Here is a 25,720-nt window from a genome sequence, read left to right on the forward strand (position 1 = left end):
TAAAAAGGCCAACCAGACATTATCTGGTTGGCCTTTGTTTTAGGGATTTAGTTGATGCTTAGTTGGTGTTTAGCTCAACCCTATTTTTAGTTAACAGCTTGCAGGACCAATCTCTTTCCACACGCCCCATTGGCCTGTCGTTGTTGGATCTTCACCGGTTGTCCACCATTTCGCTTCCCAAATCTTACCGCCTTGAGTCACTTGGTCGCCACCAGTGTAAACCGCGCCTGAATCCCAAGCGTTAGTACACGTACCGCCGCCTGTGGTTTTCTTTAGAACTTTCACTGAAGTAGCCGCAACCGATGTATCAGTGCCATCGCTGACCGTTACAGAGAAGTTCAGCGTTGTATCTTGCGTGTATTCCGCCGCGACAAAGCTCACTGAAGAACCTTGAATCGTTGCATCAATACCAGCAGGTACATCCCATGTGAAGATCAATGTGTCTTGGTCAGCATCGCTCGAAGCCGAAGCATCAACCACGACAACATCACCCGCACTTACTTCAGCCGGAGCCGAAACAACCGCGACCGGAGCTGTGTTTACTGGACCTGTGTCTTTAGGGCTTACTGTTACAACCACTGTGTCAGTTGCAGTAGCACCTTCGTTGTCAGTTACCGTTAGGCTGAACGTGAGTACTTCTTGTTGAGCAACTTCAACCACATCGAAGCTTGCAACTGCTGCATTCGAGTTGGCCAGCGTTACTGCCGTACCGCTTACTTGTGACCAAGCGTAGCTCGCAATCGTGCCGTCGCTGTCTTTTGAAGCGCTACCGTCTAGAGAAACAGAAGCTGGGCCTTCAACCGATTGGTCTGCGCCCGCTGCTGCGGTTGGTTTACGGTTTACAGGATCTGTTGTTCCGCCCGCTAGGCCTTCATGCATTGCGTTGAGGATGTCGCCGTTATCTGCATCAATTTCCCAAGAGAATAGACCCGCAAGGCCAAGGCTACGAACGTACGCGCCTTTTGCTTTTACAGAGCGATCATCATCAAATGTGATTAGCTGACCTGAAGTGCGGTTCCAAACGTAAGGCGCTTCTGCCATTTCGTCATAGCCATATTCGAAGCCGTTGATGCCTTGGTTATTCGCGCCAAGCATGTTTGCTTTAATGCCTTTGTAATCAATAACGCCATCTTCCCATACGCCTTGCGCAGAGCTGCCTTTCAGTTTGCCGTTACCAACGCCTGTCATAGGGTCGCTCGGATCGGTGAGTGATGATGGTAATACGCCTTCCCAACCACGACCGTACATCGCTGTACCAACCACAAGCTTGTTCGCTGGAACACCTTGCTCAAGCAACAGTTGGATGCCGTTGTCTGTGGTGTAAGCTGGGCCTGTGTATTGTTCGCCATTTTCATCAAGGCCTGTGCCATCACATTGACCAGGACGCATGAAGTTACCGCAGTTTAGTGCTGTTTGGTGACCTAACACGTTGTTCCAACCGCCGTAGAAGTCGTAAGTCATTGCGAAGATGTAATCCATGTATTGGATAGCATCGCCGTAGTTCACGTCTTCAATCTTATCGTGACCAACACCGATCGCAGAAGTGAGCTCGTAAGTACGACCGTTTTCCGCTTCTAGCTCATCTAGCATCACGCGAAGTTCTGCCATCAGTGCAATGTAAGCTGGGCCGTCATTTACAGGATCACCAAGGTCTGGAGCAGCACCGCCACCACCAGGGAATTCCCAATCGATATCCACACCGTCGTAGAATTTCCATGTGTTAAGGAATTTCTTAACAGACGCTACAAAGGTGTCACGGTTGGCTTTAGTTGTGAAATCAAAGAACGGGTCAGACAGCGTCCAGCCACCAATCGATGGGATGATCTTCAAATCAGGATTACGCTGTTTGAGCGCCATCATCATTGCGTAGTTACCCTTGATCGGTGAGCTGTATTCGTGTCCCGCTTGAGGGAAGCTTTTCTGGAAAGCCGCCCAAGGGTCATGAATCACCACTTCGTAATCGTTAACACCCTGACAAGCTGTCATGAGTGCGTTGTAGCTGTTACCGCCTACTGATTTAACTGATTCGTTCGGACCACAAATTGGGATGAAGCCATAAAGGATATGGGTTAAGTTGTCAGCGGGTAGGTTATCAACGGTGTAATCACGGCCGTAAATACCCCACTCTACAAAGTAAGTACCGACTACCGTATTTGGATCTGTGTTGTATGACTTGTTGTTCGGATCCACATTCATCGCAAGTGGCGCTAAGTGTGAGCCATCGGTATCAGCGATCGTGATTTGAGCAGGTGCGCTCTTGCTACAACCTGTTTCATCACACGCTTCGATTTCCATCTCAAATAAGCCGCCTTGGCCATATTCGAATGAAGCTGTGGTTTGGCTGCCAGTGATTGGGCCGGTGGCCACTTTAACGCCATCAAAGTAGATGTTGTACGTGTTTCCTGACGTTCCGCTCCATTGGTTGAACTTAACGTCGACCTTCGCTTGGTCGTGATATTTCACCATCTGGTTGTAGCCAGAGGTGGTTTCCATCGCGAGTTCAATTTTAGAAAATTGCAGGTTGTTGGAACCGTACATGTCGATGCTAGGTGCTGTTGGAGCAGCTAATGCTGTACCAGATAGCGCTAGAGCAATGCTTGCAGCACAGGTATTTATACGAATCATACTATTTCTCTCATTCCTTGAAGATTACGAGAACCCAATGGCCCCATAAACGGCTCCAATCAGTTTTGAAGGAGCTTCCCAGTCAGTATTTGAGGGAGTTTTAATTTCATAACTGAAAATAAATCCGTTTTCGATGGACAACTAAAAAATTGTATCTTGTTACAATTCTGTTGCTTAATGAATGAGAGGCTGAGTCCATGTTTTATAAAATAAAACATCCTTCAGTAGGAAAATCTCACAAGTGAAAATTCACGACATGAAGTTATGAAAAGGTGCGACAAACTATAAGAAAATACTGTGGATTGAAGCTGAATCACAAAGTGAAGTATGTTGAGCGAGCGGGGTCGATCGACGGGTAAACTTGAAGACGAATGCTTATGGCAGTATGGATAAGAGGGTTATCTTTTGAATTGCTCAGCTAAGGAAGCGCGTCGTTGTTGCATGACACTATGGGTATCACCAGTCGCAGTATCTTCGTAGCCTTCTTTAATAAATTGCTGAGATGGTACGCTTGGCTCTAATCGCTTTAAGCGAGGCGAATCGTAAGTACCACTGATGGTGTAAACGGTGGTTCCAGAGCCAGTGTTGATCGTGACGATCTTCCCGTCAAAATCGAATGAGGTAGTGATAAGACGATGATTCATCATCACACCGTTTTCTGAAAGTGTCAGGATGTCGGTGTTGTAAGGTGGCGCCGCAATCTCTATCCATGTGCCATAGACGTTGCTTGGGCTGACAGATTGCTGGTGGGCTTGGTAAGCAAAATAGCCGGCGGTGAGGGCAACCATAAAGCCAGCTAATAGGAAGCCGTAGAGTAACGAGTTGGCAAATAGATCTCTGCTTTTAGTCGGCTTTTTTGCCATTATCTCTTCATTTTTCGACTGATATTGTTTTAGATTCTATTAATTAAAACCTTAGTTTGCAAAAATTGTTCTAAGAGTTAGAAGCAGGATCGAATGTTCTAATAAATGTGGTTGCGTTAGTGGTTTTTAGCCTTGCTCCTCAGTATTTACGCTATCAATGAAAGCGAACTCCAGAAATGCTTAAGCTATGCGTATTTATTTCTTGTAGGAAAGTCTCGAATTGGTTAAAACAATTATCACCTAAATTTACGCATAGGCTTACTCGGTGAGCTCAATAATTGCAATTTGAAGATAACAAGGAAGTACAATGATTAAAGAAAACACATACTTTGAAGGTGGCGTTAAGTCGTTAGCGTTTAACCAGTCTGGTGCTGATGTGAGTGTTGGTGTAATGGCGGCTGGTGAGTACACGTTCGGTACTGCGGCTCCAGAAAAGATGACCGTTGTTAAAGGTGCTTTGATTGTAAAGCGTGTTGGTGATGATGACTGGACGACATACCAATCTGGTGAGTCTTTTGACGTAGCGGGTGACTCTTCATTCGACCTACAGGTAAAAGAAGCGACTGCTTACCTATGTGAGTACTTGTAATCAGGTCTAAATTTGTTCAATCAGGCATCGTTTGTCTCTGATTTAATAGAAAAAAACCACGCTCTAGGAGCGTGGTTAAATAAGTGATAGTAACCGGCAGTGGATAGTGTCACTTGTTTTTGTAGTCATCAAATGGATGACCAAATCGTTGTTCGTTGCAAAATCTCTTCAATCTTCAATCTTCAAAGCTCAAAGCTCAAAGCTCAAAGCCAAGACATCAGTAAGTCTCAAACACACCGTTGTTGTAGTCTTGAATTGTATGTTCAATCTCTTCCATCGAGTTCATGACAAACGGACCATAGTGCACGACAGGTTCATTAATCGGCTGACCAGAAAAAATCAGTACACCTGAATCTTCTAGGCTTTCTAAAGACAACAATTCAGCTTTGGTGAGCAGGGCAAGTTGACTTTGGTTGATCACTTTGTCGCCGATCTTAATACTGCCTCGGTACACATAAGTTATGGCATTGTGATTAACATTAGTCCCTAACGTGACTTTTTGCCCAGAATGAGAGCGCCAATCCGCAACGCTTAATGGCACACCTGTTTTCTGTAATGGACCCTGCGCTCGTAAAGCCTCTGAATCCTTGTCAGTTTGGTTGTGCAGTTCAAACCCTCCGGCAATCACTCTTAACAAACCACTTTGTTCACTTTGATGCTCCGCGATGCTTTCACTTTGGAAATCGTGATACTGAGCTGGCTGCATTTTGTGTGTCGCAGGTTGGTTTATCCAAATCTGAAAACCATGCAGCGCACCTTCTTCCATCATTGGCATTTCGCTGTGAATGACACCACGGCCTGCGGCCATCCATTGAGCGCCACCGCTGCGTAGCTCTCCAACATTCCCCATATGGTCTTTGTGTTGGAAGTGACCTTGGAGCATGTAAGTGAGCGTTTCTATCCCACGGTGAGGATGTGGAGGAAAGCCGCCAACATAGTCTTTGCTTTCATCCGACTTCAGTTCATCAATCATTAAAAATGGAGAGAAACGTGCGTTATTAAAACCTGCGAGTCGTTGGATTTTGACGCCATCACCATCTGAGGTGGCATGTGCTGTAATCACATGATCTACTGCTCTTACATTCGTCATTTTGAAACCCTCATAAACTTGAATAACTGTAGTTTATGTAATTTGATTTAAAAAGAAGATGGCACAGCGTTGAGTGACTTATTCGAAAATCTTGAACAGGTAACAATATGAAATTATGTCTATACTCAATAGAGAGTATATCGCCAAGGAGGCCGCTATGGCAGTTCAGCAAAAACATGGCGAAAGGCATGGTCGGATAGGTTTTGATAACGACTTTACAACGGAGCAAAGCCAGCGCTTTACAGAGGTTGCAAACAGCGCAGTTAAACGCCGCGTGAAAAAACGTGAGATAGAAGCGCCGTTTATTCAGTCAGCTAAGCAAGCCGCTTTTAAAACCGTGGTGAGGCGACCTAAAGGGAATAACCCAAACCGAACACGTCAAGTCATATGGATTATTATGATCGGGTTAGTGAGTCTTTGGCTTATGTACCTTGCAGGTTAGCAGCGCCGCTCCGTTATAGGAATGGCTAGCGTTGGCGCGTTTTTAATAGCGTAACATTGTTCCCTTCGATCTTCGCTTCAAAGCAATCTTCAAGTTCAGATGAATCCGGTGCTGAGCTAACAAGGCTCGTTGGTAGTTCTTCTATCAGGGTCGATACTGGGTTGTCGTGATAATAAGCATATCGGTTTTTTCCTGAATGCTTGGCAACATACATCGCTTTATCAGCACATCTCGTCAGCTCATGTAATTCTTGGGCATCTTGCGGATACAAAGCAACCCCAACACTTAACGTCAATTCCTTGATTCTCTCGTTTGTTTGGCAGCCGCTTTCGAACAGCCCGCAGATCCTATCTAGAATGCCGTCTAGATCTTTACGAGTTGGCACATCGTAGAGCATCAGAACAAACTCGTCTCCAGCAAAGCGCGCGATGGAATAATCGTATTCATGGCTTTTTCTGTCTCTGGTTCGAATGTTGTTGCTCAAGCGATTGGCAAAATGCTGTAAGACACTGTCTCCCACATCGTGCCCGTAGCTGTCGTTAATGCCTTTAAAGTCATCTATATCCAAAAAGACCAATGCCGTAAGTGATCGCTCACTATCCACGGTGGCTAGTTTTTCTGTCGCCCAGCGTTCAAAGCTCCAACGGTTTGCCAAGCCGGTTAACTGATCTCTGTAAGCGAGATCTTCAATGCCTTCTTTATACAGGCGTTGAATATAACTGACGGCTTTTGTGTAGTAATAGGCGGATGTGTGACACACCAAGCTCATGGTAAACAGGCTAAGAATAAACCGATGTGTGCTGTTAAATGGTAAAGAAAAATTGTTGGGCATTGCTGTAATCAAGGTGCTGATAAATATGCAAAATGAGGTGCTGAAGATAATGCCAATTCTGAAATCGTTAATGAAAATGACGGCTGCCAGAATAGGGTAGAGCCAAAGTATCCGGTCGGGAATAGCGTGACTGTACAAGAATAGGATAACCCCTTGTACCAGAAGAACACCACTCAGAATCAATTCTGAATATTCAGGGTTAATGACTTTTCTTACGTAAAATGCATTGGAGATAGCGATCAGTGCAAAACACAATTCGAAAACCGACAGTGTGTAATGTTGGCCTTGGAAGTAAGCCCAAGTGTAGAAAATGAATAACGCAGCGGCAGTCAGTGAAAAGGAGTGGACAATTTTTTGCTTGCGGGTGGACCGTATGTCCGCCATTTCTTCTAGGTGTCTGCCGACCAGCCTTTTCATGTGATTTGTGCCAAAGATTTTGATAATGGAGTTAATAGTAGATTAGATAATAAGCTACGCGGAGATTTAGAGGGCTATTTAGTGTGATTGTTATCAAGGTTTTATATTAAAAAGTAATCAACCAATAATAAATAGTGATGTGTATCACTGACGGCGCAAGCTTGTCCGAGCGTGAGGATAATCAAGGTTCGATTTGGCAAAAGCGATTTAGTTATTATCTACTTGCTTTCCAATGATTTACTCAACATAGTTTGTATATAGCTAAATGTTTATAGATACCTAAATTTGATAGAGGCTCATTATGTTAATTACCTTTAGTTGCAAGGCTCATGCTAGCGTCACGATGTTTGGTGAGGTAGGTCTTCAGTTCATTAAGATGCTTGGACATAGTGGCGCTATTCCAGGAGCCATTGATGCTCCAGACGTTCCTCAAGCTCTGGATAATTTACGTACTGCGATAGCCGCAGAGCAGAGCAAACCAATCGAGCAAGAGAATGCTGATGACGATAATGAAGAAGAAGTTGTTGAAGCGCCTGTCAATATCGGTAGCCGAGCTTTTCCGTTGGTTGAACTGTTGAAAGCCGCTATCACAGAAGAGTGCGAAGTAATGTGGGAAGACGGCAGCGGTAAACGACTGTAGTTCGATTCGCGCAAAACGTAACAAGCCTATCGAATCTATTTTAATAGGAATGAATGTTGAGCCAGTATTGATCATGTCATGGAGTTTGATGGTGATGAATCGACACTGGCGCTTTTTTATGCGAAGTGTTTCGCTTGTGTCTGTTCGTTTACAAAGTTCATCAGCCTTGAAATGAGTGACTTTTGTTATCGTAATATCAATCCATAACAGACCGTAAACAAAGTGATGCTGTTCACGCTTTCTTGACTCCCAATTCTGAACTAAGAATTTTTCCTAGTTATTCTAAGACCCTCTCTCATGCGGTCGATTTTTAGACTCCTTATTATTTCACGGTCAACTAACAAACAATGTATGGCCGCAATTATGCCGTGCAGACCTCACAAAAAATAAGAGAGTTCACAATGTTAAAGTTCCTAGATCAGGTTCGAAAACCGACGCTGGATCTTCCGGTCGAAACTAGAAGAAAAATGTGGTTTAAACCATTCCTACAATCTTACCTCGTCGTGTTCATTGGTTATCTAACCATGTATTTGATCCGTAAGAACTTCAATGTCGCGCAAAACGACATGATTTCTACTTATGGATTATCGATGACGGATCTAGGTCTTATCGGTCTGGGTTTCTCTATCACTTACGGTATCGGTAAAACCGTCGTTTCCTATTATGCCGATGGTAAAAACACCAAGCAGTTCCTGCCATTCATGCTTGTCCTTTCTGGTATCGCTATGTTGGGCTTCAGCTTCAGTATGGGCGGTGGCAGTGCTAGCTTATTCTTGATGGTTGCCTTCTATGCGTTGAGTGGTTTCTTCCAAAGTACCGGCGGTCCTTCAAGCTACTCGACCATCACTAAATGGACGCCTCGTAACAAGCGTGGTTCTTATTTAGGCCTTTGGAATATGTCGCACAACGTGGGTGGCGCAGGTGCCGCTGGTGTTGCTCTGTTCGGTGCTAACTACCTTTTTGATGGCAACGTGATCGGTATGTTCGTGTTCCCATCAATCATTGCGATTGTGGTTGGCTTTATTGGTATGCGCTTTGGTAATGACTCTCCAGAAGCCTATGGTCTAGGTACGGTTGAAGAGTTGTTTGATGAAGAAGTCAGCGAAGAAGATACGGCTGCTGAAGAAAATCAAATGACTAAGAAAGAGATCTTTGTTGAATACATCCTGAAAAACAAAGTGATCTGGTTGCTCTGCTTCGCGAATATCTTCTTATACATTGTTCGTATCGGTATCGATCAATGGTCTACCGTTTATGCGTATCAAGAGCTAGGTCTATCAAAAGAAACCGCGATTTCAGGCTTCACTCTGTTTGAGGTTGGTGCACTGGTCGGTACGTTAATGTGGGGTTATCTGTCAGACCTTGCGAACGGACGCCGTGCTTTGGTTGCTTGTGTATCGCTTGGCCTGATTATCGTTTCGCTAGAGTTCTACCAGCATGCAACCAGTGAGTTCATGTACCTAGCATCACTGTTTGTGCTTGGTTTCCTAGTATTTGGTCCTCAGTTGCTGATTGGTGTTGCTGCAGTAGGTTTCGTGCCTAAGAAAGCAATCAGCGTTGCGGATGGCGTGAAAGGTACATTTGCTTACTTAATTGGTGACAGCTTTGCCAAACTTGGCCTAGGTATGATTGCAGACGGCACACCTATTTTTGGCTTAACGGGTTGGAAAGGCACGTTCGCAGCGCTTGATACGTCAGCTGCCATTTGTATCGTGTTACTGCTATTCGTTGCGGTTGCGGAAGAGAAGAAGATTCGCCACGCTAAGAAAATACACTTAGCGTCTCAAAACGCGTAGCGAGTCTCACGTGCTTTATTGGTTTAAAGCACGTGAGATCATACCAATCGTTAGTTCGATTCAGTATCATCTCTATTAATAAACTTAATTTTAGATAGCTCCTGTTGGGGCTATTTTTCTTTCTTACTCTTAATTTTGGTTAATATCATGATTAATGTTGCGCTTGTTGATGACCACGTCATTGTTCGTTCGGGCTTTGCTCAATTACTCAGTCTTGAAACTGATATTACGGTCGTGGGTGAATTTAACTCTGCGGCAGAAGCGCGCCTAGGATTGCCAAGCTGTCACCCTGATGTCGTGATCTTGGATATCTCAATGCAAGATGAAAGTGGCCTGAGCTTATTGGAAGAGATTCCATCTGGCATTGCCAGCATCATGTTGAGCGTTCATGACTCTCCGGCGATGGTTGAGAAGTCATTAGAGTTAGGAGCCAAAGGTTATCTCAGCAAGCGCTGTAGCCCTGATGAGTTAATTCAAGCCGTACACACGAGCGCAAATGGTGGCTGTTATCTCACGCCCGATATCGCCATAAAGCTTGCGACACCCATGAAGAACAAAGCCACTTTAAATCAGCTCACCCGCAGAGAAAGCGAAGTGTGCCAGTTATTGGCAACAGGGCTCGATGTAAAATCTATCGCCGTAGAGCTAGGGGTTAGCCATAAAACGGTGCATGTACATCGAGCCAATGCGATGGACAAACTCAATGTTAAGAACAACGTCGAGTTAGCGAAACTGTTTACACAAGACCAGTATTAATGCGTTCTTACCTAGCCACCTCCCTGTGTGGGGTTTTTATGGCTGGTTGTGCATGGTTCTGTTTGTGGGTTATTGCCTTCTATTTTATTAATGACCCTGAGTTAGCCATTCTGCTTTTCCCGTTTTCACTTCGATTGGGAATGACGCTGCACACTCGCACTCACTATTGGCCTGCTATCTATATTGCCGAGTGGGGGCTTGCGATCGCTTTAGCTCTGCTACTTGATGAACCTCAATGGCTGACGATACTCATCGCCAGTGGATTGAGTATTCCTGTCACGCTAATTGCCAAGCGTTATTATTCTGGTGACCAGAATCGTCACTTGTTAGTGATGGCGAGCTTAATCATGGTCACAGCATTCATTAATGTTGCCGTTGTGGGTTCTCATGTTCCGGCTGTTTACATGGTGTGGTTGGTGAGTATTACTGGCGGACTGATGCTGGTGCCGATGTGTTATCTAGTCTGGAACTATCTATTCCAAAACAAGTGGTCACCACTGGGCTCTTACTTAATCCATAATGTTGTAGAGTTCAAAATCCGTCACATCGCTTTATATAGCGTCTTGTTGGTCGCCAGTATTTTGATACAAACCAGTTTGCCTGATGAGCTAAGGCGCTTTGCCCCATTCTGTATGGCGATCCCTATTATCTTGCTGGCCGTTCGTTACGGATGGCAAGGCGCTCTGCTTGCAACAATGCTAAATAGTGTCGCGCTGATTGCTGCTCATAGTGGAACGTCCAAACTCGAAATTACCGATTTGCTCTTGTCTCTATCTGCTCAAACCATCACTGGTATATTGCTTGGTTTAGCGGTTCAAAAGCAGAAAGATCTCAATTCGAAATTACGCAGTGAGCTTTCCAGAAATCAAAACCTTTCACGTCAGTTAGTTACCGCTGAAGAGTCAGTTCGTCGTGATATTGCGCGTGAGTTGCATGATGAAATCGGCCAAAACATCACGGCAATTCGTACTCAGGCAAGCATTATTAAACGCGTCGACGCGGCTGAGATGAGCGTTCGCTGTGCGGGTATCATTGAATCATTATCTTTGAATGTTTATGACACCACCAAACGTCTACTTACAAAACTAAGACCTAAGATGTTGGACGATCTGGACTTAAAAGATTCCGTGGAACAGCTTATTCGAGAGATGGAGTTCTCGGATCACGGCGTTGATATCCAGTTAAATTGGCAAGGAGATTACTCGTGTTTGAGTGACACGCTTAAGGTCACTATCTTCAGGCTGTGCCAAGAGTCTCTAAATAATGCCTCTAAATACGCCAACGCGAGCGAGATCAGAATTGAACTGATTTTAGGTGACCAGGCTTACCTTCAGATCACAGATAATGGCATTGGTTTTACAGCGCAAGATCTTCTCAAAGGAATGGGTGTTCGTGGTATGCAAGAGCGTGTTCAGGCGCTCGGCGGCAAGATGACAATCAACGCTAATGGCTCATCTTCGGGTACCAATATCAGCGTTACATTACCTAAAGTGTGAGAACGAATATGTTTGGATTTCTGCGCTCAACAACGTCAAAGAGTGATGCTTTAACCGATGATGAAGTTAATCAGAGTTATCGCTACTGGCGTCTTCACATCATGATAGGTATGTATGTCGGCTATGCGGGTTTTTACTTCACTCGTAAAACCTTTAATTACGCCGCGCCTGCAATGATCACCGATCTTGGTTTGGACAAAGGCGATATCGGCTTAATTGGCACGCTCTTTTATCTTTCTTATGGCTTATCGAAATTTATCTCAGGTACGATATCGGATCGGTCGAACCCTCGTTATTTCATGGGGCTTGGCCTAATCGCGACTGGTCTGATAAACATCGCGTTTGGCTTTTCGAGTTCGTTAGCAGCTTTCATCTCGCTGTGGGTACTGAATGCATGGTTCCAAGGTTGGGGCTGGCCATCGTGTTCCAAGTTATTGACGACTTGGTATTCTCGCTCCGAAAGAGGCTTTCGTTGGGCAATTTGGAATACAGCGCACAACGTGGGTGGAGCGCTTATCCCTATTCTTGTGGGTTATCTAACGCTACAGTTCAGTTGGCGAGCTGGGTTTATCTGGCCGGGTGTGATTGGTGTATTTATCGGTCTTATTGTCTGCTGGCGCTTACGTGACAAGCCCACCACCATGGGACTTCCGACGGTAGGGAAGTGGCGTAATGATCACCTGGAATTAGCGCAAGAGAGCCATGGGCAAGGGTTAAGCTATCGAGAGATCCTGAAAACCTATGTGTTCAGCAATAAGTACATTTGGTTGCTCGCCTTTAGCTATGTGTTGGTTTACATCGTAAGAACGGCAGTTAACGACTGGGGCAACTTATATCTCACCGAAGAACACAATTACAGTTTGATCAACGCCAACGCTGCGTTGTCTCTGTTTGAGATTGGTGGTTTCGTTGGTTCACTTGTTGCTGGGTGGGGATCGGATAGGCTGTTTGGTGGTAACCGTGGCCCGATGAACATCCTGTTTGCAATTGGCATCTTCCTTTCGGTTTCGGCTTTATGGCTTATGCCTTTAACCAACTTTGTGTTTCAAGCGGCTGGGCTATTCTGCGTTGGCTTTTTTGTTTTTGGCCCTCAAATGCTTATTGGCATGGCGGCGGCGGAATGTTCACATAAAGACTCTGCCGGGGCGGCGACAGGTTTTGTTGGCTTGTTTGCTTATATGGGAGCAGCACTTTCTGGTTACCCATTAGCGCTCGTTCTAGAAGCTTACGGCTGGAGTGGGTTCTTCATTACCATCTCTACTTGTGCGGCCGTTATTGGCTTGCTGTTACTGCCTTTCCTACAAGCTCAATCGCCTCAGAAAAGTGCAGAAGCTCGCTCTGGTTTTTAAGGAACGATAACAAGATAGTCACTAGTGTTTGTATTCAGATGCTTGTATCGCTGCTGTAATCAGTGCGATACAAGCCGCTATCTTATTCTCAGCGCTTTCTACTCGTGATATTCAAATGTGACTATTTTCACGCTTTTCATCGGTCTCACCTGTTTCTAAGAATTTTTCCTATTGCGTCTAAGACCTCATCTCATGTGGGTTCTAGCCGAGCTCTGTAGTCTTTCTAATTATTTACGTTATTAGAAATCAGCTCTCTGAATTGTGTTCAAAGGGCTCACTACGGAAAACGCCATGTCACTCAGCCACCTCTCAGAACACTCATTTTTCCCAATGGAAAACACCATCCAAAATTATGCATGGGGGAGCATTTCTTCGATACGTGAACTGTTTGGCTTTCAGAATGAGTCACAAGAGCCGCAAGCGGAAGTTTGGATGGGAGCGCATCCAAAAGGTTGCTCAATGGTTAAGCTTGACCAGCACTTGGTGCCTCTCTCTGAGCTGATTAACAAGAATAAACCGGCCTATCTATCAAGCGATATTGCGCAGGAGTTTGGTGAGCTGCCGTTCTTGTTTAAGATCTTGGCAGCAGAAAAAGCGTTGTCTGTTCAGGTTCACCCAAACAAGCGCCAAGCAGAGGTTGGCTTTGCAAGAGAGGAGCAAGCAGGAATCCCTCTGACTGCAGGACATCGTAATTACAAAGACTCTAACCACAAACCTGAATTGGTTTACGCGATCACTGAATATCAAGCAATGAATGGCTTTCGAGAATTCGATGAAATATTAGGGTTGTTCAGAAAGTTGAATTCGAGCGAGCTGGCTGGTTTAGTTGAAGAGTTTGGCAACCACCTTGATTCTCTAGGTTTAGAGGCGTTTTTCCGTGATTTATTAACTCTGGACGACCAACGTAAACACCGAGCATTAGAGCAACTTCTGGCTTACGCAGCCGCTCACCAAGGTCAATCTGAGTTTGCTTTGGTTACTGAGCTTAGCCACCAGTACCCGAATGATATCGGTTTGTTTTGCGTTCTGCTGCTTAACTTGATCACACTACGGCCGGGTGAAGCGATGTATTTGAATGCAAACACTCCGCACGCATACATCAAGGGGACTGGGCTCGAGATTATGGCCAATTCAGACAATGTGCTGCGAGCTGGATTAACGCCAAAACACATTGATGTCGCTGAGTTGGTTGCCTGCACAGAGTTTACACCAATCCCGTTCGAACGCTTGTTGTTAGCACCTTCAAAGTTAGGTCAATGTGATCGCTATGATATCCCAGTTAGTGACTTTGATTTCAATATTTTTCATCGCCCAAAGCAAGAAGAAGTCATCACAAGCGGTGCTGAAATTTTAATGGCGATAGATGATGATTTAACGTTAATGAGTCAGAAAGGTGAACACCTAACACTCACCAAAGGGCAATCGGTATTTATCCCAGCTTATATTGGTCATTATGTACTGAGCAGTAATGGGCGAGTGGCTAGGGCGTTTAATTAGAGATGGTGTTTGTGGTATAGATTGAGCTCCATCCCCACAAAATCATCATCTCCTTCATCAACAACGTGATAGCCAAGCGATTGATAAAAGTTAATAGCACGAGCATTACTTTTAAAACTCGATAGAGTGACTTGACTAAGTTGCTCTGCCATAGCTTTTTTATGTATGAGAGTCATGACTTGCTTGCCAAGCGAACGACCTTGGTACTGGGGGAAAATGATCAGCAAATGAATATGGTATGCGTTGTCATAAGGTTTAAAGCAGGCGAGCCCCACTCTTTTATTTTCGCGATATACCCAATGAAACCAAGATGGATGGTATTCGTTTAAAAGTCGTTGACGTTGAAAGTCGTCATCCCAGCCGAAAACGCTATCTACGTGTATGAAGATACCTTGTTTAACACACGCAAACAGTTCATCGAATTCAGAATTTGAAGCGAGTTGGAGTTGTATGTTCTCTTCTTTCATTGCCACTTTTACCGCTTCCTTATCAAACGCCTTTGAATAAGCAAACAGTAACATAATTGAAGAAGCCGAATTAGCTTAGATTTGCGAAGTGATGAAACCAAAAAGCCATGCGTGATGCATGGCTAAGAATAAAGTCTTGGATTGATTTTTCTATACGATCTTAAGCGCGTGATGTCGAGTAAGTTGCTTATGTAGCGAGTCTTTTAATGCCATGCGTTCTACTTTGAGGTTGTGCATGCTGTCGTCTTCGATTGGGCTGCCAGAGATTTCTAGTTGGCGGATGTCGTAGTCGAGTTGGTGGTATTTCTGCATGTCTGCTTTGAATTTTTCGTCGTCGTGGTTGAGCTGAACAATGTCTAATTTAAGATCTGGGAAATCTAAGATAAAGGCATGGTTTTCATTGAGCATTGGCACTTCCTCTCTAGTCGAATTATTAACAGTATAGAAGTAATTTTTCGAAAGAAATGTGGTTCAAAACACAAAGCCGTAAAGCGATCAAAAAAGGGCGCAAACTCGTGGGATTATCCTCGAAATTGCGCCCTTTTGTATGTATATAGCTAACTATTTATAGTTATATGTTTAGAACTATAAGAGTTTAAAGCAGAAAGTTTACTTTGCTTTCTTACCAGAGCGTTGCTGCTCTTTGTGTGCAAGCTTCTCTTTTTTGCGTTGCTCGATAAGGTGAGCAGCTTCGCCGCCTACGTGGGTTTCGCCACGAGCATTCGACAGTTGAACTTGCTTTTCACGTTCACGGAAACGGGCTTTCTGCTCGTCGCTGTGCTTATCAATACACTTAGGGCAGCTTACGCCTTTCTCGAAGTGTTTAGAGGCTTTGTCTTCGTCAGTGATTGGCAGGCGACACGCGTTACACACATCGTAACCGCTCTTTTCTAGCTGGTGGTTTACTGCAACACGACCATCAAATACGTAGCAGTCGCCTTCCCACATGCTCTCTTCTTCTGGTACTTCCTCTAGGTACTTAAGAATGCCGCCTTCAAGGTGGTAAACCTCATCAAAGCCTTGCTCTTTCATGTAGGCTGTTGATTTTTCGCAACGAATACCGCCAGTACAGAACATCGCAACTTTCTTGTGCTTCTTAGGATCAAGGTTGTCTTCAACGTATTGAGGGAATTCACGGAAGGTTTCTGTGTTTGGGTTTACAGCATTTTTGAAGGTGCCGATGTCCACTTCGTAGTCGTTACGAGTATCAACCAGAATCACATCAGGATCAGAGATCAATGCGTTCCATTCGTTTGGTTTCACGTAAGTGCCGACAACGTGGCGTGGGTCGATGCCCTCAACGCCCATGGTTACGATCTCTTTCTTAAGCTTAACCTTGGTGCGGTTGAATGGTTGTTCTTCGTTGAACGACTCTTTGTAAACAACATCAGCCAAGCGAGAATCTTGTTTGAACCATTGAAGAAGGGCGTCGATAGATTCGCGCTTACCTGCAACGGTACCGTTGATGCCTTCACTCGCAAGTAACAAAGTACCGCGGATTTGGTTGGCTTCTAACACGTCGGTTAGTGGCTGGCGAATTTCTTGGTAATCATCAAGTGCTACGAATTTATACAGAGCACATACAACATATTGAGACATGGTTTTTCCTTTCTGCGAGCTGGAACGTAAATCCAGAGCGGTTGCCTGTTTTGATCAGAACTGAGTATTTCAACTTAGTTCTGTCTTGTTGGCTTATTAAAATCAGGCGCAGTATAACCAAGGCGGTGCGGGACAAAAACCAACCAAACGTAGGGCTATATAACGCCTTTTTTATTGTGGATTTATGGATTGAGGAACGAAAAAGCCCTGCTGTACAAATACAGCAGGGCTTGGTGTTGAATCTGTCTTACTTAATCAGCGATTACGCTTGGTTAAGTACTTCCGCTAAGCGTTTCACCGCTTCAGTCAGCTCTTCTGGTTTAGCGTTAGTGAAGTTTAAGCGCAGTGCAGCTTTTGCTTCATCAGCCTTTGGATAAAATACTGGGCTTGGTACAACCGCCACACCATTCGATAATAGAGTTTTAGCCAATTCGAAGGTGTCGCGCTCTGGGATCTCAACCCAAATGAACATCCCGCCATCGACGGCTTTTAACACGCAATCTGCAGGCAGTTGTTTCTCTAGCTCTGAGAACAGCACTTCATAACGAGACTTGTACAGGGTGCGAATGTTCTCCATGTGTACGCCAAAGTCTTCATGTTTTAGAAGACCAACAAGCAGTGCTTGCATGGGTACACTTGAGTGTAAGTCAGCGCCTTGCTTCACTTTGATCAGTGGTTCAAGGTAGCTGCGTTTACCTGTTACCGCGCCAATACGTAGACCTGGCGATGCAATCTTAGAGAATGAACGAAGAACGATAGAGTTATCAGGGCAGAACGAAGAAACCAACGGCAGTTCTGTACCTGTGAAACGCAGCTCACGGTATGGCGCATCTTCAATGAATGCCACGTTGTATTTGATACACAGCTCAGCCACTTTTTGACGAGTTTCTGTTGCCCAGCACACACCGGTTGGGTTGTGAAAATCAGGCACCGCGTAGAACATTTTTGGCGCTTGCTGTGCAAAGCATGTTTCCAATTCATCTAGATTCGGCCCAAATTCGGTTTGAGACACGGTCGCAATGTTTGCTTGAACTAGGCCAAACACCTGCATCGCACCTAAGTAGCTTGGCGCTTCCATCACAACCACATCACCTGGATCGACATACGCACGCGCAATCAAATCCAAACCTTGCTGAGAGCCAGTACAAATCATTACCGTGTGTGACTCTGGCAATTGGTAGCTTTGTGTTAGGTGGTCAAGCAACGGGCCGTAACCGGCAGTAGAGCCGTATTGGAAAACTTCAGGCATGTTCGCTAGGTTTTCTAGCGTTGGCTTCATTAAATCGATTGGGAATGTTTTCTCGTCCGGTAAACCGCCGGCCAATGAGATGACATTTGGATCACTTGCGGCTGCGAGGATCTCTCGAATGTATGAAGATTGAATCTGTTGTAATGACTGTGCGATTTCCATGTGTTGTGTCTCGTCGTTTATCGTTTTTATTCTATCGCTTGATATTACACGGCAATTGTAAAAACTAGCGTGTCCGTTTATGCTCTTAAACATGTCCATTTATGCTATTTAAACGATGTCACGTCAACACATATCGCGAATCAATGATGTCCTGTTCCATATTCACCAAGACATCAGTCAGCCTTTGTCTGCCAAAGAGTTATCTGAGATAGCGGCCTATTCAGAACAGCACTTTCATCGCACCTTTAAAAGCGTGGTCGGGGAGTCGTTGCATCAATATATCCGACGCACTCGAATGGAGTATGCAGCCAACCAATTGATGTTTGATACCAGCTCGTCAGTGGTCGAGATCACCCATAAATGTGGCTTTAGCTCGGTGTCTTCGTTTAGTCGAGCATTTAAAGCGACCTTTAATATGTCTCCGGGCGAGTGGCGTAAACACGATTTACAAGTAGCAGAAAAACCCTATTTGAAAGATCCCGAAGTGGCGGCGGGCTATTTGAATGTGGCGCAGCGAGTATTGCCCGAACCCAAGATCGTTGAAGTGCCTGAACGCATGGCGGCCTATGTTCGACATACGGGTTATAACCGCTCTATTCGCAATGCGTGGTTGATATTGAAAGCGTGGGCGAATTCCGAACAGCGTGATTTTTCGAGCCAATTTGGTTTGCATCACTCAAACCCTGCTTGGGTTGAAATGGATCAGTGTCGTTATGTCGCGTGTATCGCGATTGATGAGCCGATTAAGTATCGTAGCGTAGTTAATCAGATGGTGATTCCGGGCGGCTTACACGCTGTGTTTCGACTAAATGGCCGCTATGGAGAACTGCTACCACAGATCAGTATGGTGTTAGAAAAGTGGCTACCCACATCTGGTTTCAAACAGCGCTCGACTCCCGCGTATGTGCATTATCATCAGAATCATTTTCTCAACACCGATGAAGTGTTCGAACTCGATTTCTACCTTCCCGTGAGCTTTTACTAATCGATGGTTGTGCTGTTTTGTTGAACCAGACTTTGATCTTTTGTTGAGACAAATTAGCACAACCAATAGCAGCTAACGATTTTATGCAGTTGGCCTAAGATAAAGATGCTTTGTTGATAATCTACTCTAAGTAAATGATGACAACGTACGGATTAAACGATAGCATTTCGTTCTAATTGCAAATAGTTCTTAATATCACTCGATAGAATATGACCATTACCCACAAAGATTATCTGAAAATCGCTTTCCCTTTCATCATCTCAACGGTGACACAACCTCTGTTAGGTGCTGTGGATACCGCTGTTATTGGCCAACTTGGTATTGCTGAATTGATTGGTGGCGTAGCGATCGGCACCATCATTATGAACACCATGTATTGGTTGTTTGGTTTTTTCCGTGTCAGTACCACGGGCCAAAGTGCGATGGCACTGGGTAAGGGAAACCGCACTGATTTGGCGGGTAGCTTGATGCGTCCGTTTGTGCTGTCTGGTTTAGTGGGTTTGATCTTTATCTTGATACAACCACTCATCTGGCAAGGCGCAATGTGGGTGATAGAGCCTGAAGCCAATGTAGCCGAGCACGCGCATATCTACTTCAGTATTTTGATTTATGGTGCACCTTTTGTACTGCTCAACTACACCATTATTGGTTGGTTAATGGGGCAGGCGAAAGCCAAAGAAGTTCTTTACACACAAGTGTTTGGTAACGTGTTGAATATTGTATTGGATGCGGTGTTTGTACTTTATTTCGACTTGGGTGTTGCGGGTGTGGCCTACGCAAGTTTGATTGCACAAGTCACTACTTTCGCTATTGGTATGACACTGGTGATTAAGACCAGCCATATCTCGATCTCTGAGTTCCTACAAGGTTCGAAGATGACTAAGAAAGACCTATCGACAATCATCTCTTCAAATACCGATCTCTTACTTCGTACCATCTGTATTTTAGTTTTCTTCAACATGATGGCGCGTACTGGTTCTAAACTGGGTGCCGATGTTCTGGCTGCCAACGCGATCTTGATGCAGGTGACCTTCATTGTCAGTTACATGTTTGACGGCATTGCCAATGCATCGAGTGTGTTCGCGGGTAAAGCGGTAGGTCAGAAAAACCCTTCAATGTTGGATCGTGTATTAAGACTTAACTTCCAATGGACGGCGAGCTTTATTGCCGTACTGACCTTCCTCACCTTGGTATTCAAAGACAGCATTGTCTTCTTGTTTACCGATATCCCAACGCTTGTCGCTCTATATCAAGAGATGGCTCCGTGGTTGATTGTGTTCCCGCTGGTGTCTGGCTTTGGCTTAACGGTTTACGGCATCTTTACCGGAACGGGTACCACGCGTCCAGTTAGGGACTCTAGCATAGCTACTTTGTTGGTATTCTTAGCAGTACAGGCATTCACCATCGATATTTGGGGCAATCATGGTTTGTGGCTTGCGTTTACTCTGTTCTATCTTGGGCGTATTGCGTTCCTGTATCCGTTCATCGCACAAGTTAAGCAGAAGTGTTACCCAGTCAAAGATGCAGTACAGGGTGCCATTAACTAAGCTGTCTACTTGCCATCTTTAATACATTATTAATATTTTATGAAAGCGCTTTACTATTTTTATACGATAAATTTGGTGAGCGCTTTTTTGTATGTAATGACTCACTATAAATGGTCAATAAAATTGTAAGTAAAACGCGATACAGTTCAATGTCCGCTTTTCATCGCCTCAGCTAAATGATAATGTTGTTATGTTATAACATCTGTCTGTGAGTATCTGCGTGAACGCCTCACTTCTGTCTGTTGACCAATTAACGATCAAAACCTCTTCGAGAACACTTTTTCAAGATATTCATTTCGATGTATATCGAGGTGAGCTGTTGGCGATCATGGGTCCATCAGGCATTGGTAAGTCGATGCTTTCACGCGCGATTGCGGGTTTTCTGCCAGATACGGTTGAGGTTGAAGGTCATATTTCTCTTTCTGGCGATGCCGTGTGTGGCTTGCCTATGTTGCAAAGAACCGCAGCACAGCGCCCCGCAGTTATCTTTCAAGATGCGCTTCAAGCATTAAATCCTCTGGTTTCCATTGAAGGTCAACTCAGTTTGGCATTGACGGGGACGCGCACTAAGCTTAAATCACAAGACAAGATCAAACTCACTGAATTGTTAGTGCAGCTTGGATTTCCTAACCCTGAAACCATCTTGCCGTTATATCCGAGCCAAATTTCGGGAGGGCAACGTCAACGGATTTGTATTGCGATTGGCTTGCTGAGTAACGCCGATCTCATCATCGCCGATGAACCAACCAGCGCGTTAGATCCGGTGACAGAGCAAGAGATACTTAAGTTGATTCGAGACAATGTTAAACAGCGACAAATCGGTGGCTTGTTGATTACTCATGACCTGCACAGCGCATTAGCGTGTGACAAGTTGTTGGTCATCGATGATGGTGGAGTGGTGGCTTACGGCGCACCAAAACATGCGCTTGAATCAAGCTCTCACGCTTTCTGTTGTTCATTGAGAGACTTAATCGAATGAGCCCGACCTTACCACTAAATTCAGAAGTCTCGCCGTTAATGCCAGTGATAGATTCAGAAACACAAACACCGATCGAGATTAAGTTCGAGAATGTCGGAGTTCATTATTACTCAGTGCCAAGTTGGCTGGGTGGTAAGGCGTTCCAAGCGCTACAGAACATCGACCTCAATGTTGAAGACAAAAGCTTAGCCATTGTTGGCCGTTCTGGTGCCGGAAAATCGACACTGATTGAGCTGTTATTTGGCCTAAAGTCATCGACTGTTGGTCGGATCAGCCTATTTGGCCATTCGCTGCCGATTCGCAATAGCAAAACGCAAGCAACGGTGTGTCGCTTGATCCAGTTAGTGCCACAAGAACCGCACACAAGCCTCAATCCTTACTATACCGTTCGACAGGTCTTAGCCGAACCGCTAAGCAACTTAGATGTTTCTGGTAATCATGAAAGCATTATTGAAGAGACGCTATTGGACGTGGGCTTACCTGCCAGTTTGCTCTCATTGAAACCTAGTCAGCTTTCTACTGGCCAAGCTCAACGTGTGGCTATCGCTCGGGCTCTTGTCGTTAGACCCGCAGTGTTGGTGGCCGATGAGCCGACTGCCAGCCTTGACCCTGTGAACCGTCAAAGGTTGCTGAATTTACTTAACTCACTGAAAAATAAGCGCGACATGCGAATCGTTTTGGTGACGCATGATCTCGGTGCGGCAAAGGCGCTTTGTGAAGAAATTCTGGTTCTTGACCATGGCGAGATGGTGGAGCATGGACCGACACCTCAAGTGACGAGCACACCTGCTCACCCTGCGACTCAGTTGCTGATCGAATCTCAGCCACTTTCGAAATCTACTTGTTAAACACAACCTTATTTATTGCGAAATACTGCTTATTAACGAAATACTGCTTATTAACACAACACTGCTTACAGAGAAAAATAACTATGCGTTTTAATTCAATCAAACTGGCTTGCGCGCTTGCGTTGGCTCTGCCTTTGACGGGCTGTTTTGACTCTCAACCAGAGTCGAGCGATGCGGCGGTCAAATCTGAAATTCGTGTTGCGATGATGCAGCCACCAAGAACGGGCCTATCGCCACTTTCTGATGATGCGTTCAAACTATCACGTTGGAGCACGGCTGAAACGTTAGTGAACCTGAGCCCAACCTCAGAAGCAGAACCGATGCTAGCGACTGATTGGAAACATCTTGATCCTCTGACTTGGCAGTTCACGATTCGCCAAGGCGTTAAATTCCACGATGGCTCTACATTAACCGCAGAATCCGTAGTGAACTCTTTGCAGAAAGCGCTTGAGGCTGCACCTAAACCACGCATTCTAGATGGTGTCGATCTCGAAGTGAAAGCGATGGACAACTACCGCGTAGAGATCAAGACCAGCTTTGATGACCCTCTTTTACCAAGCCGTTTATCAAGCCCTCAATTAGCGATTCTTGCAGCAAGTGCTTACCAAGAAGATGGCCGTGTTAGCCCAATGGGTGCTGGTACGGGCCCGTTTGAGTTGACTGAAATTAACGGTACAACCAGTGCGAAACTGAAACGTTTTGATGGCTACTGGGGTCAAAAAGCACAGGTTGAATCTGTGATTGCAGAATACGTTCCGAACGGTTTTGCGCGCGCTGCGGCTCTAAGAACAGGCACGGCAGACATCGTTGAAGCAGTGCCCGTTTCACAAATCGCGACCATTGATCTGAACCTACTTTATGAAGTGGCAATGCCTCGTACCAATACGCTTTACCTAAACAACAAGTCAGGCGTATTCAGCGATATTAACTTGCGTAAGGTAGCGGCTGCTGCGGTAGACCGTGAGCAAATCGTGAATACCGTTTATGAAAACCACGCGGATATTGCACAAGGTCTATTAGGTCCTGCTCTTGCTTGGGCTGAACCAATTCGACCTGAAGGTCAGGCAATCGAAAAGACTCTAAAAGCAAACGGTGAAAGCATTGTTATCGGTACCTTTACCGACCGTGCTGAGCTTCCAGAAGTGGCTGCACTACTTAAACAGCAACTTGAAGCGGCTGGCTTTAACGTTGAGCTGGATATCCGTGAGTACGCTCAGATCGAGAACGATGCGTTATCAGGCAAGTTCGATGCGTTCATCCTTTCTCGTGCAACGGTTCTAGATTCTGGTGACCCAGTGGCTTACATGATGAGTGACTTTGGTTGTAAGGGTTCATTCAACCTTGGCCAGTTCTGTTCTCAAGAGGTAGACCAAGCTCTGACTCACGCTGATCTGCAACCATTAGGTGCACTGCGTCAGCAAGCGATCATCGAAGCTGAGCAAAAAATCCTTAACGATTTCGCGGCTATCCCGCTGCTTCACGAACGTGTGATTCAAGGTGAAAGTGAGCGTGTAAGCAATGTCGTTCGTGACCCAAGTGAACGTCGCTTGGTTGACCAAACTACACAGGTCAAAAAAGCGACACAAGTTAACCCGGCAACACAGGCTAACTAAATAAATGTTATCTGCTGAGACTCTGCGTCGAACTCTATTTATCTTGACGCCTTGGCTATCAAGAATCGCCTCACTGATTGTGGTGGTGATTCTTGTTGGTTTGATGCCTGACATTGCAGGCATCGATCCAAGCCAATCTATTCTGCGGGCTAGGGCGGGGCAACAACACCTGCTTACGCCTGAAGCTTTAGCGGCGGTACGCGCTGATCTTCAGCTTGACCGTTCAGCCATTGAGCGCCTGCTCGACTGGGTAGGAAGTGCTTTTTCAGGTGATCTAGGTGAATCATGGATTGATGGTTCTTCGGTTGCACTAGGTATTCAAAAAACAGCGTCTACATCTCTGTTTTTGATGTCTAGCGCACTGGTGATGACTTTCGTACTGTGTGGTGCAGGCCTGCTTGCCACCTTACGCAGTTGGAAGAAGGGCAAGCTGGGGCAGAGCTACAGCAGTTTAAGTACGGTATTAATATCGTTGCCAGAGTACGTAGTGGCCTCGGTATTAATACTGGTGTTCTCTATCTGGTTAGGTTGGCTGCCGCCGTATGGTTGGCAAGGTTGGCAAGACATCTGGCTACCGAGCTTAGCGCTTGCATTGCCTGCCAGTGGCCTGTTTAGTCGCCTACTCAGAGACAGTTTACAACGCGTTCTCAATGAACCTTGGGTGATCACTTGGCTCAGTGCCAACGTTCATTCCAATCAAATTATTCGCTTTGCGCTGAAAAGAGCGCTGAGCAGTCTGATCCCGCAAATCGCGATGATCGTGATTGGCTTAACTGGTGGCGCAGTCGCGGTTGAGCTTATCTTCTCGATCCCTGGTATCGGGCGCATGATTCTTGGTGCAGCCAAGGCGCAAGACTTACCAACGCTGCAAGGCGGCTTATTGGTGTTGCTGCTATTTTCAATTGCCGTGAGCAGCATGAGCTTGTTTGTTCAGCAATTGATTCTTGGCCACAGCCTGAAAAGCGGCAAGCTCATCAGTAGCCACTCTTCGTTTCGTTTTACCCAGAACCGCGCAAAGCGTGTCACTGCTTTTGCGATCTTCTCTTTCCTAATTGCTATCGTTGTATGGGCTGCATTCCGAGACCCATACACTAGCCAATTCGCACGCTTGGCATCACCGAGTTGGCAAGCACCTTTGGGCGCAGATGGCATTGGTCGAGACCTACTGGCGAGAATTGGTTCTGGTATGATTGCGACCTTCCAAGCCGGCATATTGGCAACGTTCTTGAGCTTGGTGACGGGCATCATCATGGGTTTCAACACCCGCTTTAGCCAAGGCCTTATCGAGATCACTAAGGGTATCCCATACATCATTGCAGGCTTGCTTGTTGCAGGCTTAACGGGGATGAATCCGAACAGCGCATTAATCGCGATTGTATTGGTGTCGTGGGCGCCGCTAGCTGCACACTGCTCAAGCTTGATCGTAGAAGCCAAGGCTCAACCTTATACACACCTCGCGCCACTATGGGGCACCAGTAAGCTTAGAATCTTCCGTTTCTACTTGCTTCCGTATGTGTTGCCACCGTTGTTAAGACACGCGATGTTGAGGCTACCGGTTATCACTCTAAGTCTGACCTCGCTGAGCTTCATCGGATTAGGGGCAAAGCCACCAACACCTGAATGGGGTTTGATGATCGCAGAGAACCTTCCATACATTGAGCGCGCGCCATTAGCAGTCATGGGGCCAATTGTTGGGCTGATCTTGTTGGGTGCAGCCATTAACTTGATGTTTGATGACTAACGTAAAGATCCGGTCGCTGAGGTTTCTAAATTGACGATCCGATTGGGTATTCGATTTAGCATTTATGTTGTAACCTTAGCCCTGCTTTTTAGAGACGCTTTTTGATCGGCTCGAAAGTTAAACAGGCCCTAGTTAAGT

At 45.5% G+C, this 25,720-nt stretch carries 22 protein-coding genes; 14 read left to right on the forward strand and 8 right to left on the reverse strand.

Annotated elements, in window-relative coordinates; all coding sequences use genetic code 11:
- Nucleotides 1-90: 90 nt before the first annotated feature.
- Together AB4185_RS07940 and AB4185_RS07945 are read right to left on the reverse strand one after the other, a co-directional pair.
- Nucleotides 91-2,625 (reverse strand): glycosyl hydrolase family 18 protein, encoded by a 2,535-nt coding sequence (locus tag AB4185_RS07940; RefSeq protein ID WP_372135292.1) that lies wholly within the window; start codon nucleotides 2,623-2,625, stop codon nucleotides 91-93.
- A 398-nt stretch (nucleotides 2,626-3,023) separates the two neighbouring features.
- A complete protein-coding gene (locus AB4185_RS07945) occupies nucleotides 3,024-3,488 on the reverse strand; it encodes a DUF2850 domain-containing protein (protein ID WP_017065063.1) in 465 nt (154 codons plus the stop codon).
- 307 nt (nucleotides 3,489-3,795) lie between these two features.
- On the opposite strand from AB4185_RS07945, the gene AB4185_RS07950 reads away from it, so the two are divergent.
- A complete protein-coding gene (locus AB4185_RS07950) occupies nucleotides 3,796-4,077 on the forward strand; it encodes a pyrimidine/purine nucleoside phosphorylase (RefSeq protein ID WP_017057600.1) in 282 nt (93 codons plus the stop codon).
- 217 nt (nucleotides 4,078-4,294) lie between these two features.
- Here the strand turns inward: AB4185_RS07950 and AB4185_RS07955 are convergent, their stop codons facing one another.
- The gene (locus AB4185_RS07955; protein WP_372135294.1) at nucleotides 4,295-5,167 is read right to left on the reverse strand and encodes a pirin family protein; all 873 of its coding nucleotides are present in this window, start codon (nucleotides 5,165-5,167) and stop codon (nucleotides 4,295-4,297) included.
- A gap of 157 nt (nucleotides 5,168-5,324) precedes the next feature.
- Between AB4185_RS07955 and AB4185_RS07960 the strand changes: the two genes are divergently transcribed.
- Nucleotides 5,325-5,609 (forward strand): hypothetical protein, encoded by a 285-nt coding sequence (locus tag AB4185_RS07960; protein WP_017061541.1) that lies wholly within the window; start codon nucleotides 5,325-5,327, stop codon nucleotides 5,607-5,609.
- Nucleotides 5,610-5,634: 25 nt separating this feature from the next.
- Here AB4185_RS07960 and AB4185_RS07965 read toward each other — a convergent pair whose 3' ends face one another.
- Nucleotides 5,635-6,825 carry a GGDEF domain-containing protein gene (locus AB4185_RS07965; protein ID WP_372135325.1) on the reverse strand — a complete coding sequence of 397 codons (1,191 nt, stop codon included), beginning with the start codon at nucleotides 6,823-6,825 and terminating at the stop codon, nucleotides 5,635-5,637.
- A 334-nt stretch (nucleotides 6,826-7,159) separates the two neighbouring features.
- Here AB4185_RS07965 and AB4185_RS07970 point away from each other — a divergent pair, with 334 nt between their 5' ends.
- The 6 genes from AB4185_RS07970 (at nucleotide 7,160) to manA (ending at nucleotide 14,392) form a co-directional block, all read left to right on the forward strand.
- The gene (locus AB4185_RS07970) at nucleotides 7,160-7,498 is read left to right on the forward strand and encodes a DUF1840 domain-containing protein (protein WP_065583564.1); all 339 of its coding nucleotides are present in this window, start codon (nucleotides 7,160-7,162) and stop codon (nucleotides 7,496-7,498) included.
- Nucleotides 7,499-7,899: 401 nt separating this feature from the next.
- Nucleotides 7,900-9,294 (forward strand): hexose-6-phosphate:phosphate antiporter, encoded by a 1,395-nt coding sequence (gene uhpT, locus AB4185_RS07975; protein ID WP_017061544.1) that lies wholly within the window; start codon nucleotides 7,900-7,902, stop codon nucleotides 9,292-9,294.
- 147 nt (nucleotides 9,295-9,441) lie between these two features.
- Nucleotides 9,442-10,050, forward strand: coding sequence for a transcriptional regulator UhpA (gene uhpA / locus AB4185_RS07980; RefSeq protein WP_372106727.1), 609 nt, complete (start codon nucleotides 9,442-9,444; stop codon nucleotides 10,048-10,050).
- Nucleotides 10,050-11,546 (forward strand): signal transduction histidine-protein kinase/phosphatase UhpB, encoded by a 1,497-nt coding sequence (gene uhpB, locus AB4185_RS07985; RefSeq protein WP_372135295.1) that lies wholly within the window; start codon nucleotides 10,050-10,052, stop codon nucleotides 11,544-11,546. The genes uhpA and uhpB overlap by 1 nt, the downstream gene beginning before the upstream one ends.
- An 8-nt stretch (nucleotides 11,547-11,554) precedes the next feature.
- The gene (locus AB4185_RS07990; protein WP_372135296.1) at nucleotides 11,555-12,895 is read left to right on the forward strand and encodes an MFS transporter; all 1,341 of its coding nucleotides are present in this window, start codon (nucleotides 11,555-11,557) and stop codon (nucleotides 12,893-12,895) included.
- 291 nt (nucleotides 12,896-13,186) lie between these two features.
- Entirely contained in the window at nucleotides 13,187-14,392 is a 1,206-nt protein-coding gene (gene manA / locus AB4185_RS07995; RefSeq protein WP_371721724.1) for a mannose-6-phosphate isomerase, class I, read from the forward strand.
- Here the strand turns inward: manA and AB4185_RS08000 are convergent.
- The 4 genes from AB4185_RS08000 to AB4185_RS08015 all read right to left on the reverse strand — a co-directional run bounded on the left by AB4185_RS08000 (nucleotide 14,389) and on the right by AB4185_RS08015 (nucleotide 17,869).
- Nucleotides 14,389-14,913 (reverse strand): N-acetyltransferase, encoded by a 525-nt coding sequence (locus AB4185_RS08000; protein ID WP_065583568.1) that lies wholly within the window; start codon nucleotides 14,911-14,913, stop codon nucleotides 14,389-14,391. The genes manA and AB4185_RS08000 overlap by 4 nt on opposite strands.
- Before the next feature lie 96 nt (nucleotides 14,914-15,009).
- Nucleotides 15,010-15,267, reverse strand: a complete 258-nt coding sequence (locus tag AB4185_RS08005; RefSeq protein ID WP_372135297.1) for a YdcH family protein — start codon at nucleotides 15,265-15,267, stop codon at nucleotides 15,010-15,012.
- A gap of 201 nt (nucleotides 15,268-15,468) precedes the next feature.
- Nucleotides 15,469-16,458, reverse strand: coding sequence for a rhodanese-related sulfurtransferase (locus tag AB4185_RS08010; protein WP_017065056.1), 990 nt, complete (start codon nucleotides 16,456-16,458; stop codon nucleotides 15,469-15,471).
- Between the two features lie 262 nt (nucleotides 16,459-16,720).
- Complete coding sequence (locus AB4185_RS08015) at nucleotides 16,721-17,869, reverse strand: PLP-dependent aminotransferase family protein (RefSeq protein ID WP_372135298.1); 1,149 nt, start codon at nucleotides 17,867-17,869, stop codon at nucleotides 16,721-16,723.
- Between the two features lie 115 nt (nucleotides 17,870-17,984).
- On the opposite strand from AB4185_RS08015, the gene AB4185_RS08020 reads away from it, so the two are divergent.
- The 6 genes from AB4185_RS08020 (at nucleotide 17,985) to AB4185_RS08045 (ending at nucleotide 25,582) form a co-directional block, all read left to right on the forward strand.
- Nucleotides 17,985-18,854, forward strand: coding sequence for a GyrI-like domain-containing protein (locus AB4185_RS08020; protein ID WP_372135299.1), 870 nt, complete (start codon nucleotides 17,985-17,987; stop codon nucleotides 18,852-18,854).
- Between the two features lie 209 nt (nucleotides 18,855-19,063).
- A complete protein-coding gene (locus AB4185_RS08025; RefSeq protein ID WP_372135300.1) occupies nucleotides 19,064-20,401 on the forward strand; it encodes an MATE family efflux transporter in 1,338 nt (445 codons plus the stop codon).
- Between the two features lie 220 nt (nucleotides 20,402-20,621).
- The gene (locus AB4185_RS08030; RefSeq protein ID WP_102548156.1) at nucleotides 20,622-21,380 is read left to right on the forward strand and encodes an ATP-binding cassette domain-containing protein; all 759 of its coding nucleotides are present in this window, start codon (nucleotides 20,622-20,624) and stop codon (nucleotides 21,378-21,380) included.
- Complete coding sequence (locus AB4185_RS08035) at nucleotides 21,377-22,228, forward strand: ABC transporter ATP-binding protein (protein WP_372135301.1); 852 nt, start codon at nucleotides 21,377-21,379, stop codon at nucleotides 22,226-22,228. The genes AB4185_RS08030 and AB4185_RS08035 overlap by 4 nt, the downstream gene beginning before the upstream one ends.
- An 83-nt stretch (nucleotides 22,229-22,311) precedes the next feature.
- Entirely contained in the window at nucleotides 22,312-23,841 is a 1,530-nt protein-coding gene (locus tag AB4185_RS08040) for an ABC transporter substrate-binding protein (RefSeq protein ID WP_372135302.1), read from the forward strand.
- Nucleotides 23,842-23,845: 4 nt separating this feature from the next.
- Nucleotides 23,846-25,582: an ABC transporter permease subunit gene (locus AB4185_RS08045; RefSeq protein WP_372089681.1), complete on the forward strand. Its 1,737-nt coding sequence runs from the start codon at nucleotides 23,846-23,848 to the stop codon at nucleotides 25,580-25,582.
- The last annotated feature ends 138 nt before the right edge of the window (nucleotides 25,583-25,720 follow it).

This window comes from Vibrio sp. 10N.286.48.F5 (genome assembly GCF_041469785.1).
GTDB classification, from domain to species: Bacteria; Pseudomonadota; Gammaproteobacteria; order Enterobacterales; family Vibrionaceae; genus Vibrio; species Vibrio crassostreae_C.

What these genes read in the sequence shown, in the direction of transcription:
- AB4185_RS07955 (WP_372135294.1), bottom strand. Translation starts at nt 5,167, where the DNA reads ATGACGAATGTAAGAGCAGTAGATCATGTGATTACAGCACATGCCACC.
- AB4185_RS07960 (WP_017061541.1), top strand. Translation starts at nt 5,325, where the DNA reads ATGGCAGTTCAGCAAAAACATGGCGAAAGGCATGGTCGGATAGGTTTT.
- AB4185_RS08035 (WP_372135301.1), top strand. Translation starts at nt 21,377, where the DNA reads ATGAGCCCGACCTTACCACTAAATTCAGAAGTCTCGCCGTTAATGCCA.
- AB4185_RS08040 (WP_372135302.1), top strand. Translation starts at nt 22,312, where the DNA reads ATGCGTTTTAATTCAATCAAACTGGCTTGCGCGCTTGCGTTGGCTCTG.
- AB4185_RS07945 (WP_017065063.1), bottom strand. Translation starts at nt 3,488, where the DNA reads ATGGCAAAAAAGCCGACTAAAAGCAGAGATCTATTTGCCAACTCGTTA.
- AB4185_RS08010 (WP_017065056.1), bottom strand. Translation starts at nt 16,458, where the DNA reads ATGTCTCAATATGTTGTATGTGCTCTGTATAAATTCGTAGCACTTGAT.
- uhpA (WP_372106727.1), top strand. Translation starts at nt 9,442, where the DNA reads ATGATTAATGTTGCGCTTGTTGATGACCACGTCATTGTTCGTTCGGGC.
- AB4185_RS08000 (WP_065583568.1), bottom strand. Translation starts at nt 14,913, where the DNA reads ATGTTACTGTTTGCTTATTCAAAGGCGTTTGATAAGGAAGCGGTAAAA.
- AB4185_RS07990 (WP_372135296.1), top strand. Translation starts at nt 11,555, where the DNA reads ATGTTTGGATTTCTGCGCTCAACAACGTCAAAGAGTGATGCTTTAACC.
- AB4185_RS07965 (WP_372135325.1), bottom strand. Translation starts at nt 6,825, where the DNA reads ATGGCGGACATACGGTCCACCCGCAAGCAAAAAATTGTCCACTCCTTT.
- AB4185_RS07940 (WP_372135292.1), bottom strand. Translation starts at nt 2,625, where the DNA reads ATGATTCGTATAAATACCTGTGCTGCAAGCATTGCTCTAGCGCTATCT.
- uhpT (WP_017061544.1), top strand. Translation starts at nt 7,900, where the DNA reads ATGTTAAAGTTCCTAGATCAGGTTCGAAAACCGACGCTGGATCTTCCG.
- AB4185_RS08020 (WP_372135299.1), top strand. Translation starts at nt 17,985, where the DNA reads ATGTCACGTCAACACATATCGCGAATCAATGATGTCCTGTTCCATATT.
- AB4185_RS08015 (WP_372135298.1), bottom strand. Translation starts at nt 17,869, where the DNA reads ATGGAAATCGCACAGTCATTACAACAGATTCAATCTTCATACATTCGA.
- manA (WP_371721724.1), top strand. Translation starts at nt 13,187, where the DNA reads ATGTCACTCAGCCACCTCTCAGAACACTCATTTTTCCCAATGGAAAAC.
- AB4185_RS07950 (WP_017057600.1), top strand. Translation starts at nt 3,796, where the DNA reads ATGATTAAAGAAAACACATACTTTGAAGGTGGCGTTAAGTCGTTAGCG.
- AB4185_RS08025 (WP_372135300.1), top strand. Translation starts at nt 19,064, where the DNA reads ATGACCATTACCCACAAAGATTATCTGAAAATCGCTTTCCCTTTCATC.
- uhpB (WP_372135295.1), top strand. Translation starts at nt 10,050, where the DNA reads ATGCGTTCTTACCTAGCCACCTCCCTGTGTGGGGTTTTTATGGCTGGT.
- AB4185_RS07970 (WP_065583564.1), top strand. Translation starts at nt 7,160, where the DNA reads ATGTTAATTACCTTTAGTTGCAAGGCTCATGCTAGCGTCACGATGTTT.
- AB4185_RS08045 (WP_372089681.1), top strand. Translation starts at nt 23,846, where the DNA reads ATGTTATCTGCTGAGACTCTGCGTCGAACTCTATTTATCTTGACGCCT.
- AB4185_RS08005 (WP_372135297.1), bottom strand. Translation starts at nt 15,267, where the DNA reads ATGCTCAATGAAAACCATGCCTTTATCTTAGATTTCCCAGATCTTAAA.